The sequence below is a fragment of the Alkaliphilus peptidifermentans DSM 18978 genome (genome assembly GCF_900101495.1).
GTDB lineage: Bacteria > Bacillota > Clostridia > Peptostreptococcales > Natronincolaceae > Alkaliphilus_C > Alkaliphilus_C peptidifermentans.
In genome coordinates this window covers 24,242-36,820 of the sequence record NZ_FMUS01000002.1, presented here as the reverse complement: position 1 = coordinate 36,820, position 12,579 = coordinate 24,242, and the positions used below count along the sequence as shown (strand labels likewise).

Below are 12,579 nucleotides of genomic sequence, written 5' to 3'. Positions count from 1 at the left end.
TGGTAGAGACAAGTTTAATGATTGTTCAAAGGATAACCATGTGAAAAAATAGGAGGGATAAAATGCTAAGGGCATCTGAATTAACACAAAAGGAAGTTATAAATATAACTGACGGTAAGCGTATTGGTATGATTGTTGATCTAGAGGTGGATTTGCTAAAGGGAAGGATTAATGCAATTATAATACCAGGTGAAGGGAAATTTATGGGTATATTTGGTAAGGAGCATGATTATGAAATTAGCTGGAATCAAATTAAAAAAATAGGCGAAGATGTTATATTAATTGAAATGAAAAGCAGTGTAGAACCCTATAGAATAATTGAAGATGAGAAGAAAAAGATAGTAGAGCCTGAGTTTATACAAAAAAAAGTGAATGATGACACTCTATAGCAATAGATATAGATATAAAAAGAATTAGACAAGGTATAATGTGTATATTATAATGAAAGCAATAATATGGATTAAAGAAATGGAGGGATATAATGAATTGTCCATTTTGCACTTTTCAGGATTCAAAGGTGGTTGACTCAAGACCGACAGAGGAAGGACAAGCTATTCGAAGAAGAAGAGAATGTATATCCTGTAGCAAAAGATTTACTACTTATGAAAAAGTAGAGGAAATTCCTTTAATAATAGTTAAAAAAAGCGGTAATAGGGAAGCCTTTAATCGTAATAAGCTATTAAATGGTATTATACGAGCATGTGAAAAACGGCCAATATCCTTAAGCCAAATTGAACATACAGTTGATGAAATTGAAAAATTCCTTCACAACTCAATGGAGAAGGAGATAACAACAGAGCTAATTGGACAACTGGTTATGGATAAGTTAAAGGATTTAGATGAGGTGGCATATGTTAGATTCGCCTCTGTTTATCGTGAATTTAAAGATATAAATACATTTATGGATGAGCTCAGAAAGCTATTAAAGGATAAGTCTGAAATTAATTAAAAGGTAAGAGCATAAAAATAAAATGTTGAATGTTGAATGTTGAATGTTGAATGTTGAATGGAAAAAATATAACAAAACTAAAGAGATAAGAGACTAAAAATAAAAATTGAAAATTGAAATTAAAGAACTAAGAAATAACAATTAAAAGTCATTCTGAGGCTGGCGAAGAATCTTATGGTGAGTATATAAATCTAATAACTTACACGAAAAAACGAAATATAAGATATGAAACTGGAGGGAATAGATTGAACTACAATATCCTAGAAAAAAATAATGTTAAATATATCAGTTTTAATGCATATGAAGAACTGGGCTTTATTAAACATGGATTTAGTACAAGAATAGGAGGCGTCAGTTCAAATACCTATACCTCCATGAATTTAGGAGTAAAGACCTCTGACAACCCTAATAATATAATGGAAAATACTAAACGATTTTGTGAAGCTGTAGGGGTAAATTTTAATAATGTTGTAATATCTGATCAGGTACATAAGGATCAGGTTAGAGTGGTTACTAGAGACGATACTACAGACGATACTACAGACGATACTACAGACAAACTGAACCTAACAAGCAATATTAAAAATATTGATGCACTTGTCACAAATCAAAGGGGTGTACCACTGATGAGCTATTATGCAGACTGTGTGCCACTTTTTTTTGCCGATCCAGTTGCTAAGGCAGTAGGACTAGCTCATGCAGGCTGGAGGGGAACAATGCTAAAGATTGGCAACAAAACTATAGCTAAAATGACGGAGATATATGGCACTAAGCCAGAAAATGTAATTACAGCTATTGGTCCTTCCATTGGAAGCTGTTGCTATGAGGTAAATGAGGAGGTAATCGAAAAATTTAACATAAATTTTACAGATATCCAAAACTTTGTAATATCAAAGGGTGAAGGGAAATATATGCTGGATCTATGGGAGGCCAATAGGTTAGCCTTAAAGGAAATAGGGGTATTAGATAGAAATATATTAGTAAGTAAAATATGTACAGGCTGTAATCTACAGTTATTTTACTCCCATAGAAAAGAAGGTCCATTGACAGGACGAATGGCATCTATCATTGAAATAGTATAGCTAGGAGGTATAGTAATGAGCCAAAGAAAGGTTTTGGTTGTTGATGATGAGGAGCATATACTTGAATTAATTAAGTTTAATTTAGAGAAAAACGGTTTTGAGGTCTACACCAGTGACGATGGAGAGGAATGTATTAGTTTCCTTACTAAGCAAAAAGTAGATTTAGTAGTTTTGGATTTAATGCTGCCCGGAACTGATGGTTTAGAAGTTTGTAAAAGAATTCGAAGACTTGAAGGTTTAGAAAAAATTCCAATAATAATGTTAACTGCTAGAGGAGAAGAGACAGATCGTATTCTAGGATTAGAGCTGGGAGCAGATGACTATATTACAAAGCCCTTTAGTGTAAGAGAATTAGTAGCAAGAATTAAGGCAGTATTAAGAAGAATAGAAGATGCACCTCAAACTAAAAGCAAGCTACTGAAGGTGAAGGACTTAGAAATGAATATAGAGCAGCATGAGATTAGGGTTAAAGGAATTTTGATAGAGTTAACCCTAAAGGAGTTTGAATTATTACGAATTCTAATTGAAAATAGAGGAAAAGTATTGTCCAGAAATTTATTGCTGGATGAAGTTTGGGGCTATGAATACTTTGGAGAAACTCGAACGGTGGATGTACATATTAGACATTTAAGAAAAAAAATAGGCGACGACGAGACTGGTGATTATATTGAAACTATTAGAGGTGTAGGCTACAAAATTAAATAGGGGGATTTATGCAAAGAAAAATTCTTATTGCGTTCTTTATTATTATGCTTCTAGGTATATTATTATCTGGATTTCTAAACCTAACTTTAATTCGAACCAGTTATATGGATGAATTGGAAAGTAGGTTAATTTCCAATGCTCGTTTATTGGAAAGGGTAGTAATTGATAGAGGAGATTCGTTAACCCATGAAGATTTGCAGACCATTGCAATTGAATATGGTCAGCGGATTAACTTAAGAATAACCTTTATTGATTATAGGGGAGAAGTCTTGGCAGATACCTTAATAGACCCTGATAGTGTTGAAAATCACTATGATAGGCCCGAAATAACAACTGCATATGAAGGAGAAATAGGTAAAGCCGTTCGTTATAGTACGACAATAAATGAAGAAATGCTTTACATAGCCTTGCCTGTAGATTTTGATACTTTAGAGCTAAAGGTGATACGTCTTGCAGTTAATCTGCAGCAAATTAAAGAAATTAACCAAAAGCTATATAATTATATAGGCGTTTCAATATTATTTGGTTTCTTTGCATCACTTACATTGGCCTATAGATATATTCGAAAAATAATGGAACCAATATATGAGATGACGGAGGTATCGAAAAAAATAGCTGAAGGAGATTTGAGACGCAGAGTGGATGTCAGCTCTGACGATGAAATCGGGCTTTTAGCTAATAATTTTAATAATATGGCAGATAGATTAAAGACAATGATAGATAAACTATCTGATAATAATACTAAATTTAAAGCACTATTAACCAGTATAATTAACCCCATTATTGCTGTAGATAATATGCATCATATAATACTAATAAATCCAGCTGCTGAAAAGCTATTTGAAGTAAAGGCAGAGGATGCAATGGGTAAGCATATAATTGAAATAATAAGAAATAGTACTCTTGAAGATAGAATAAAGGACATTTTTGAAAATCATCAAGAAACCCAGATGGAAATTAATATACAAGATCCAGAAGAAAGGATATTGAAAATATATACGAACTTGATTAAATTAGAAAACGATCCAACTAGAGTAATAGGTATTGTAACATTATTGGAAGATGTAACAGAAATGCGGAAATTGGAAAAAATGCGTTCGGACTTTGTTGCCAATGTTTCCCATGAGCTAAAAACTCCACTGACATCAATAAGTGGTTTTGTTGAAACCTTGAAGTCTGGCACAATCGAAGATGAGGATACTAAAATGCGTTTCCTTGATATTATTGATATTGAGACGGAAAGATTAACTAGACTAATAGATGACATTTTGACCCTTTCAGAGATAGAAAATAATAGTACAAAAAGCATAAGAAGTGAAACCTATACCACTGAAGCAATTAATGAGGTTACAGAGATAATGAGACCAATAGCAGATGGTAAGAAAATCGATATAATTACTGAGGTGGAGGGGAATCTTCCCATAATTTATGGTAACCGAGATTGGTTTAAACAGATGCTAATAAATCTATTGGACAATGCTATTAAGTATACTCCACAGGGTGGAAGAGTACAGATTAATGCCTATCAAAAATATAATCATGTGGTCATAGTCGTAAAGGATTCTGGGTTAGGAATACCTAAAAATGAACTGCCTAGATTATTTGAACGGTTCTATAGGGTAGATAAGGCTAGGAGTAAAAAGGTAATTGGAACAGGATTAGGCTTGGCAATTGTAAAGCATATTGTTTTAGCCTTCAACGGAAGAATAAAGGTAAATAGCGAGGTAGGGAAAGGAACAGAGTTTACAATTATTATTCCAACAAAAATAAATTAAGTTGAGAAATAAGAATTAGAGTAAAAAGAATTGAGAATGAACCCTAAATTAATTAGGGTTCATTTAATTTTATAAAAAATAATGTTACAATAAATAATATAATAACCAATTATTAACAATGGGGTGACAGTTATGAAATTTAAAATCATTATAATCATTTGTCTCTTGGCAGTTACATTTATGGGGTGTACTGAAACAACTGAAAACGAAATTGAAGTATTAGAAGATTTGTCTATGGAAGAGAAATTAGAAGACTTTGAGTATCTATATAAGGTAATTAAAGAAAATTATCCCTTTTTAGGAGTAAATAAAAGAATGAATGGTGTTGACTGGGTAGCTAATTACCAACGCTACAAGCAAAAGGTACTAGCTACAAACACGGATTTTGAATTTCACAATGTGTTAGAGGAAATTTTAAGAGATTTGAATAATGGACATACACATATATTAGATCAATCTTTTGTAATATTTTGTAGAGATATATATTATCATGTATTAAATGATGAACATTATAAAAATTCCTGGTATAAAATAATTTTTGACTCTTTAAATGATGGAGTTGCATTAAAACGTTATGGGCTAGAAACCTTAAGCTTGAAAGAGTTTAATAATGAAAACACAGAGGAAGTTATAAGTGAACCTATTGAAAACGCAGAAGTTGGTGATATTATTGAAGGGATGGTAGGGTATATTTATATACCTAAAATGATTCAAAACCACCAAAGAGAAAAGGACGAAAAACTAATAAGTAATTATTTAAAAGAAGTGAAAGATTATCAAGCATTGGTTATTGATATTAGAGGTAATAGTGGTGGAAATAATCAGTACTGGAGTGATTTTATGCTTCCTCTAATTATAGATAAAGAATATTCCTTTGAAACCTATACCTTTTATAGGGAAGGAGAAATTTCAAGCAAGCTAGTAGACAATTGGGTAGGACATGAAGAAATCCATCTGCAGAAAGTAGAGGATTTAGATAAAAATAAATTTTCAATGCTACCGCCTGAGGTTTATGATTCTTTTAATAATTATTACTGTTATGTTTATAATGTTAAACCCAATGAAGAGTCAATTAGATTTCATGGGAACATTTATCTATTAATTGATAGATGGGTATATTCAGCCTCTGAAGCCTTTGCTGTATTCGCCAAAGGTGTAGATTTTGCTACCTTAATTGGTGAAAGAACAGGGGGAGATGGAATTGGTCATGACCCATGGATAGAAATGTTGCCAAATAGTGGTTATCTTGTTAGATTTCCAGTGGATCTTTCAACAACCAGTGACGGTACTGTTAATGAAGAGCATAAAACAACACCCCATTATGAAGTTGAGTTTTCTAAAAAGCACGAATCTTTTAAATATGACCAATGTATACAAAAAGTACTGGAACTGGAAGGAATAGAAAGTGTAATCAATTAAACTCACATAAATTCTATTACATAGATATAACATATTTTATTGATTAGTCCTTAATATAAGAAGGGAGTTAGGGTTGGACACTAACTCCCTTTACTGTCTATATCTCTTTAGTTAATTTATTTAGCTGCGAGATTATTTAAAAGAAGATATGTGATTGGCTTTGGAGATAACAATGTTCCATATTCTGTTTCCATGTTTTCATAATCATATTCAGTAATATATTCTATATAATAATTATCTATAATTCTAAGTGGAATTAATTCTGCTCTCATGTAAATGACTCTGCCATCAGCAAGATATACTGTTGCTGTAGCTCTAGGCTCGTCATCTATTTCAATACCATATACTTCGGTTGAAACTTGCTTTGTTACACGTCTAACTATGTCTGCAACTACTTCATATTTATCATGCACAAATCCAATATAAAAATGGGCAATATTATAGGATGGATCAACACCAGATGGGAAGGTATAGGATTGTCCCTGTTGCACGGCAAAGGTGGTGGTTTCGCTGTTGGTAGATGTATATTGAGTATTTACCTTTATGTCTAACCATTTTATTAGATTAATGCCAAAGTTGGCTCCCACATTCCATGAGGAGGTATAGCTTTTCTGAATAGTCTTTGTCTCGCTGGTTGAATAGGTCATTCCTCTGGGAACAGAAATAACATGGGTGGAATTCACAATAGGCCCAACATCAATTTGCTGTAGCTTAATATGTCTAACTCTCATCATGTATCTACTGCCATCATTGTCTGTATATTCAACAAATCCATCCATGGATGACTCCTGATATGGAGTTCCAATATACATATCTGGTGGAGATGAGCGGGTTTCAGTGATAAACATATTCTCACCATAAGTATAATCTTCTTGAGGTAATAGTGCATTAGACTCTTTTTGGTTAAAGGCACTAGCTTCCATTGGCAATAACAGGATAACCATTATTATAGATAGGACTAAAGCTGTCTTTTTTCTTTTGAATTTCATAAAAACACATCCCTTCAAATTTTTAAAAGCACCTAAAAGACATATAGTCAATCATAATAAGTCCTAATCTTATATATCACCTCCAACTGTACTAATATAATATTAAAACTAAATGAATTAATTAGCTGACTGAATATTTAACGAAATATTTTGAAAATTCTAAATATATCTTTATAACTCTATTATATATCTTAAATGGACATAGTCAATTAAATATTTACATAAATGTAGAAAAATACCATATTTGATACTAAAGTACCAATTTAATTCCCTTCTTTGTAGCTTATTCTTATTTCAAGTTTGTTCTTGCAACTCTCAACTCTTAACTTCCTTCGTATACTTTAATCCTCATGAGGGAAACCTAAAATCAACCTAAGGTTTAAATAAGGAGGAAAAAATAATGTCCATAGGAATGATTTTGCTTATAGGAGTTACAGTATTGATATTTATGGGTTTGGCTGAAAGAGTATTAGATCGTTTACGTCTAAACGATAAAGCTGCTATAGTAATTATTATTGCCATTGTCTTATCTACAATATTTATCCCAGATATAGATATAACAGAGAGGATATCTGTTAACGTTGCTGGATTTTTGATACCTTTAGGCCTTGTAATTTATTTATTTGTTAAGGCAGAAACAACAAAGGAACGTATGAGGGCAATAATTGCAGCAATAGTTGCTGGTGCAGTTATTTATGCAGTACAAAGGTATGTTTTGCCAGCAGAGCCTGAAGCTCAATTGATTGATCCAAACTATGTATATCCAGTTTTAGCAGGCTTAACAGCCTACTTAATAGGAAGATCTAGAAGAGCGGCCTTTATTGCTGGCATTGGCGGTGTAATTATTAGTGATGTAATTCAGCTTGTCCTTAATACAATTAATAATATTCCATCACCAACTAGATTTGGAGGGGCTGGAGGGGCTGATACAACAGTAATAGCAGGTATTGTTGCAGTTTTGATTGCAGAAATTGTTGGTGAAACAAGGGAAAAGCTTCAAGGTGGAACAGAAAAAAAGAATATGCACTTTGAGAAGGGTCATTTTGTAAGTACTTTGGGACAAAAAGAAGATAAGGCACCAGAAAACAAAAAAGAGAAAGATAGCCAAAATAATAGAATAGGAGATGATGAGAATGATAAATAAAAAAGTCATTTGCCTACTATGTTTAACCTTTATAGTAATGTCTCTTCAGTTTTCCTATAGTGATGATTGGTATGATGATTATGGTGGCTACTATAGGGTTTATGATGTAAAAAGTGGTGATAGATTATTTGAAACAGCTAGGGACGTTACAAGGGGCGACCAGTATTTAAGTGGAGACAATAAAATGTATAAGGTAGTTAGGGTAAACACCTCCAGTAAAATTGCTTATGCAGAATTCATAGAAGATATTACATTACCAGAGATTGATGAACTGGCCTTTGAGAGTATTGTTTTTGCTTTAAGAAACAATATAGGATTGGAGAATTTCCTCGTGCAAGATGAAGATCGTAGGGTCGGAATTTATTGTACCCATACAGCAGAATCTTATACTCCTACTGACGGCAGTGAGAGTATTGAGGATGGTGGGGGAATTCTAAAGGTTGCAGAAAGTCTTAAGGAAAGCTTTGAGGGACATGGTGTAGAGGCGATTTTTGATAATACCAGTCATGTACCCCATGATTCAGGAGCTTATAAAAGATCCAGAAGAACAGCAGTCCAACTAATGAGGGATAATGGAATTAATACCTTAATAGATGTACATCGAGATGCTACACCAGCTGAGGCCTATTTAACGGAACTAAATGGTGAGCCTGCTTCAAAGGTAAGGCTTGTAATAGGAAGAAATAATCAAAATTTCAAAGCTAATGAAGAAATGGCTTGGAAGATTAAGTCCGTTGCAGATAAAATGCATCCTGAGCTAATTAAAGACATTTTTTATGCCCAGGGAGGTTATAATCAAGACTTAACTCCAAATGCTATGCTGGTGGAAATGGGTACCTATGAGCATACCCGAGAAAGAGCTGAAAAATCAACAGAATTTCTATCTGAAGCATTGACTACTGCTTTATATGGTGGAACCTTTACAGATCAAAAGGATGGTGAAAAGGAAGAAGTTAAACCACAAAAAGAGAGCAATGCTGGCTCTGGTACAGGTATAGCTGCGCTATTGGCAATTATAGGTGGAGGGGGAATAGCCTTTCTATTCTTAAGTAGTGGTGGAAAGGAGTGGCGTTCTAAAGTTTCTAACTTTAAGGACGAATTCAATAGCTTCCTAGGTAGAAGAAAAAAGAAATAGTTAGGTGGAGATGAATATTGGATAAGTATTTTATTTCGATTGTTACGTCTCTGATTATGGGGACACTAGCTAGAGTTTTAATGATGAAGGTGGATTACAGGCAATATCCAACTTATCCACAGGCTTATTTGTCACACTTTACATTAGGTATTATTGCTGCAGCCTTGGGGGCTGTAGCAATTCCATCTATAGCTGAGAAAGAATTTGTTGCAGTAACCTTTTTAGCTTTAGCAGCTCAACAGTTTAGAGATGTAAGAAATATGGAAAGGCAGAGTCTTGATAATATAGAAGTAACCGAGCTGGTCCCAAGGGGGACAGCTTACATAGAGGATATAGCCAAAACCTTTGAAGCAAGAAATTACATGGCTATTTTAACAGCTATAGGTAGTTCTATTGGCGTGTACATTGCTATATATTTTAAACTTCATTGGAGTGTACAAATAGTTATAGGAGTAGTATTTGGAGCCATCGTTATATTTTATCTTACTCAAATGCTTAAGGGTGGAGCAATTGATGATATTGCAGATGTAAGAGTAGCAGAAATTACCTTTGAAGGACCATTGTTAACTATTGCAGGTGTACCTGTTATGAATATTGGTCTTAAAGAATCACGAAAAATTTTCCAGGATGTTGGTATTGCTGTTGAAATAATACCTAAAAATCCCTATGCTGTTGCTATACTAGGGAACATAGGACAAAGACAATCGATACAGCATAATGCAGCTACACAGCTGGGAATAAGAAAAGATTTGGATGAACCAGATTTTACACCCATAGCTAGAAGAAATCCTGAAAATGGAAATATTGTAATGGCATTGATTACAATGGAATCTGATGCAGAAGCTCTAGTTGAGGTAGTAAAAAGATCACCTGTGCTGGAATCTTCAAAAAGAAAACCAGTTGATGCTGCTGGAAACCATAAGAATAGGGAGAAGTAATTATGGATATTGGAATTAAAGAGAATATAGTGGCAATAGTTACAATAAATAAGGATATCGTCAGTAGCTCCTCTGCTCCTATTTTTTATGCCGAGAATGAAGAACAAAGGGAAAGAGTAGCCCTTTTAATAGCAAAAACAACTAGAGGAATGGTACATGACTTGGAAATTGGAACATATATTATAGTTAGGCACTAGGTGATGAAATGAAGTATTTCTATTCTTACAAAAAAAATGATTATGCAGCTCTTTTGGCTGCATATCTTCATTTAGAAATGGATTATAATCAAATAACTGAAAAGAAGCTCAAGCCATATAAGCTTTATTATATGGGTAGTGATAGAAAGCTTGATGAGGTCTATCTGATAAAATATCCATCAAGTAAAAAGGAAACTTTAATGAATATTTTAAATGGAATGGGTTATATTTTTAATGAAAATTCAATTATTAATGACTTAAGCAAGTACGATGGTTTATTCTATCGTCTGTATAAGAATAATATTAAAAAGGATATTGAAATGAGAGTGGTGGAGTGGAGACATGAAAATAATTTATAGCTGCTATGGTGGTGCCCATACATCAATAGTGGCAGCGGGTATTCACTTAGGATTACTCCCCACCAAAAGGGTACCAAAAGTTAGGGAAATAATGGCTATTCCCTATTATGATTATACTTCTTCTAAATGTATAGGAATTCCTATTTATATGGGTAAGGATAAGGATAACCATGATATTTATGTTGTTGGTATGGGGTCTGCCCGAAGAGAGCTAACTCAGTTGGTTTACGATTATGTATACCACCATAATAGATATAGTATAAAAGAGGTTTTAGTTGTAAATTCCATTGCCCTAATAAACTTGCCAGTAAGGATTGGTGGCTTCATTTCAAAAAAAATAAATATTATAGCCATTGGCAAACCTATTACTGCCTATGGTATACAGAAAAACTATATGCTTTTTGTAGATTTGGTTAAAAATGTTAAAGCAGTAATTGATCCATAACAAGTTCTTGACTGCTTCTAAAGCTAAATGATATTATTACATGATGTAATATTTTACTAGGTATGTTAAAATATTTTTATAAATAAAAATATGAAGTAGGTGTTTTTTTGAAGGAAGCTCAAGGTAAAAATATAATTAATCATGTTGAGGTAGGTAGTATAGCAGAAGAGCTTGGAGTAGAAAAGGGAGATGTACTCATTAGTATAAATGGACAGACTATAGAGGATATAATTGAATATAAGTTTTTTATAGCTGATGAGTATTTGGAAATTGAAATAGAAAAGCCTGATGGTGAACAATGGCTATTGGAAGTTGAAAAAAGCTTTGATGAAGATTTAGGTATAGATTTTGAAAATCCAATATTAACCCATATGCGCAGCTGTCAAAACAAATGTATTTTCTGTTTTATTGATCAACTACCACCAAATATGCGTCAAAGCCTCTACTTTAAGGATGACGATTCACGATTATCATTTTTACATGGAAACTATATTACATTAACAAATATGAAGAAACGTGATATAGAAAGAATTATAAAATATCGTATTAGCCCAATCAATATCTCAGTACATACTACCAATGGTGAACTAAGAAGAAAAATGCTAAATAATCGTTTTTCGGATAACATAATGGAGCTATTAAATCAGCTTGCTGAAAATCAAATAGAAATGAATTGTCAGATAGTACTTTGTCCTAATATTAATGATAAAGAAGAATTAGATAAAACATTAAGGGATCTGGAGGGTCTCCATGAATCCATCGGCAGTGTTGCTGTTGTGCCAGTAGGATTAACTAGATACAGAGAGGCTTTAACAGAAATAAAACCATTTAATAAAGAAATGGCTCTTGAGACTATTGAACAGGTTACAAAATGGCAAAGATACTTTCACAAAAAATTCAAAAGAAACTTTGTATATTTATCAGATGAATTTTACATACTTGCAAAAGCCAATTTCCCATCCTATGATAGCTATGATGGATTTCAGCAGCTTGAAAATGGAGTAGGAATGGTTGTTAAGTTTAGGGAAGAGGTAAGAAAGGCTTTAAAGAAAAAACCTAATCATAACATGAAGGGCAAAAGAGTTTCAATAGTATCAGGAACCTTAGCATGTGAATTTATGAAGGATATATGTGGAGAAATAGTTAAGGTAATAAAGGATATCGAAATTGATGTTGTATGCGTTTCAAATGATTTTTTTGGCGGACATGTTTCTGTAAGTGGACTTCTTACTGGCAAAGACATCTTAGCTACCTTAAGCAAAACAAAATTGGGGGATATGATTGTCATTGGAGAAAACATGCTGAAATCAGGAGAAAAGGTATTCTTGGATGATATGACTGTTGAAGAACTTGAAGGATTAACGAAATCCTCTGTAAAAGTTTCTCCTGTAGATGGAAATAAGTTTTTAAATACAATATTAGATTTGGAATAATAAACTGAG

Annotated in this window: 14 protein-coding genes; 13 read left to right on the top strand and 1 reads right to left on the bottom strand. The window is 33.1% G+C overall.

Annotation, left to right across the window (positions count from 1 at the left end; translation table 11 throughout):
- Positions 1 to 62: 62 nt before the first annotated feature.
- The 6 genes from BLP68_RS01810 (at position 63) to BLP68_RS01785 (ending at position 5,930) form a co-directional block, all read left to right on the top strand.
- The gene (locus BLP68_RS01810) at positions 63 to 389 is read left to right on the top strand and encodes a YlmC/YmxH family sporulation protein (protein ID WP_091539329.1); all 327 of its coding nucleotides are present in this window, start codon (positions 63 to 65) and stop codon (positions 387 to 389) included.
- Positions 390 to 481: 92 nt separating this feature from the next.
- On the top strand, positions 482 to 949 hold the full coding sequence (gene nrdR, locus BLP68_RS01805) for a transcriptional regulator NrdR (protein ID WP_091539326.1): 468 nt from the start codon (positions 482 to 484) through the stop codon (positions 947 to 949).
- A gap of 245 nt (positions 950 to 1,194) precedes the next feature.
- A complete protein-coding gene (pgeF, locus tag BLP68_RS01800) occupies positions 1,195 to 2,031 on the top strand; it encodes a peptidoglycan editing factor PgeF (RefSeq protein WP_242876885.1) in 837 nt (278 codons plus the stop codon).
- A 15-nt stretch (positions 2,032 to 2,046) separates the two neighbouring features.
- Positions 2,047 to 2,736, top strand: a complete 690-nt coding sequence (locus BLP68_RS01795; RefSeq protein ID WP_091539323.1) for a response regulator — start codon at positions 2,047 to 2,049, stop codon at positions 2,734 to 2,736.
- Positions 2,737 to 2,744: 8 nt separating this feature from the next.
- Positions 2,745 to 4,511 carry a two-component system histidine kinase PnpS gene (gene pnpS, locus BLP68_RS01790; RefSeq protein WP_091539321.1) on the top strand — a complete coding sequence of 589 codons (1,767 nt, stop codon included), beginning with the start codon at positions 2,745 to 2,747 and terminating at the stop codon, positions 4,509 to 4,511.
- A 132-nt stretch (positions 4,512 to 4,643) separates the two neighbouring features.
- Positions 4,644 to 5,930, top strand: coding sequence for a S41 family peptidase (locus BLP68_RS01785; RefSeq protein ID WP_091539319.1), 1,287 nt, complete (start codon positions 4,644 to 4,646; stop codon positions 5,928 to 5,930).
- Between the two features lie 116 nt (positions 5,931 to 6,046).
- Here the strand turns inward: BLP68_RS01785 and BLP68_RS01780 are convergent, their stop codons facing one another.
- The gene (locus BLP68_RS01780; protein ID WP_091539317.1) at positions 6,047 to 6,919 is read right to left on the bottom strand and encodes a hypothetical protein; all 873 of its coding nucleotides are present in this window, start codon (positions 6,917 to 6,919) and stop codon (positions 6,047 to 6,049) included.
- A 400-nt stretch (positions 6,920 to 7,319) separates the two neighbouring features.
- On the opposite strand from BLP68_RS01780, the gene BLP68_RS01775 reads away from it, so the two are divergent.
- The 7 genes from BLP68_RS01775 (at position 7,320) to BLP68_RS01745 (ending at position 12,570) form a co-directional block, all read left to right on the top strand.
- The gene (locus BLP68_RS01775; protein WP_091539315.1) at positions 7,320 to 8,063 is read left to right on the top strand and encodes a DUF1614 domain-containing protein; all 744 of its coding nucleotides are present in this window, start codon (positions 7,320 to 7,322) and stop codon (positions 8,061 to 8,063) included.
- A complete protein-coding gene (gene spoIIP / locus BLP68_RS01770; RefSeq protein ID WP_242876884.1) occupies positions 8,053 to 9,198 on the top strand; it encodes a stage II sporulation protein P in 1,146 nt (381 codons plus the stop codon). Before BLP68_RS01775 ends, spoIIP begins: the two co-directional genes overlap by 11 nt.
- A gap of 17 nt (positions 9,199 to 9,215) precedes the next feature.
- Positions 9,216 to 10,136 (top strand): YIEGIA family protein, encoded by a 921-nt coding sequence (locus tag BLP68_RS01765; protein ID WP_091539309.1) that lies wholly within the window; start codon positions 9,216 to 9,218, stop codon positions 10,134 to 10,136.
- Between the two features lie 2 nt (positions 10,137 to 10,138).
- Complete coding sequence (locus BLP68_RS01760) at positions 10,139 to 10,333, top strand: capping complex subunit for YIEGIA (RefSeq protein ID WP_091539306.1); 195 nt, start codon at positions 10,139 to 10,141, stop codon at positions 10,331 to 10,333.
- Between the two features lie 8 nt (positions 10,334 to 10,341).
- Positions 10,342 to 10,692: a hypothetical protein gene (locus BLP68_RS01755; protein WP_091539305.1), complete on the top strand. Its 351-nt coding sequence runs from the start codon at positions 10,342 to 10,344 to the stop codon at positions 10,690 to 10,692.
- Positions 10,676 to 11,137, top strand: a complete 462-nt coding sequence (locus BLP68_RS01750; RefSeq protein WP_091539304.1) for a DUF3189 family protein — start codon at positions 10,676 to 10,678, stop codon at positions 11,135 to 11,137. The genes BLP68_RS01755 and BLP68_RS01750 overlap by 17 nt, the downstream gene beginning before the upstream one ends.
- A gap of 107 nt (positions 11,138 to 11,244) precedes the next feature.
- A complete protein-coding gene (locus BLP68_RS01745; RefSeq protein ID WP_091539303.1) occupies positions 11,245 to 12,570 on the top strand; it encodes a DUF512 domain-containing protein in 1,326 nt (441 codons plus the stop codon).
- Positions 12,571 to 12,579 lie beyond the last annotated feature (9 nt).

Bases quoted from the DNA above. Each gene is read 5' to 3' on its own strand.
- BLP68_RS01810 (WP_091539329.1), top strand. From the start codon at position 63: ATGCTAAGGGCATCTGAATTAACACAAAAGGAAGTTATAAATATAACT.
- nrdR (WP_091539326.1), top strand. From the start codon at position 482: ATGAATTGTCCATTTTGCACTTTTCAGGATTCAAAGGTGGTTGACTCA.
- BLP68_RS01795 (WP_091539323.1), top strand. From the start codon at position 2,047: ATGAGCCAAAGAAAGGTTTTGGTTGTTGATGATGAGGAGCATATACTT.
- pnpS (WP_091539321.1), top strand. From the start codon at position 2,745: ATGCAAAGAAAAATTCTTATTGCGTTCTTTATTATTATGCTTCTAGGT.
- BLP68_RS01785 (WP_091539319.1), top strand. From the start codon at position 4,644: ATGAAATTTAAAATCATTATAATCATTTGTCTCTTGGCAGTTACATTT.
- BLP68_RS01780 (WP_091539317.1), bottom strand. From the start codon at position 6,919: ATGAAATTCAAAAGAAAAAAGACAGCTTTAGTCCTATCTATAATAATG.
- BLP68_RS01775 (WP_091539315.1), top strand. From the start codon at position 7,320: ATGTCCATAGGAATGATTTTGCTTATAGGAGTTACAGTATTGATATTT.
- spoIIP (WP_242876884.1), top strand. From the start codon at position 8,053: ATGATAAATAAAAAAGTCATTTGCCTACTATGTTTAACCTTTATAGTA.
- BLP68_RS01760 (WP_091539306.1), top strand. From the start codon at position 10,139: ATGGATATTGGAATTAAAGAGAATATAGTGGCAATAGTTACAATAAAT.
- BLP68_RS01755 (WP_091539305.1), top strand. From the start codon at position 10,342: ATGAAGTATTTCTATTCTTACAAAAAAAATGATTATGCAGCTCTTTTG.
- BLP68_RS01750 (WP_091539304.1), top strand. From the start codon at position 10,676: ATGAAAATAATTTATAGCTGCTATGGTGGTGCCCATACATCAATAGTG.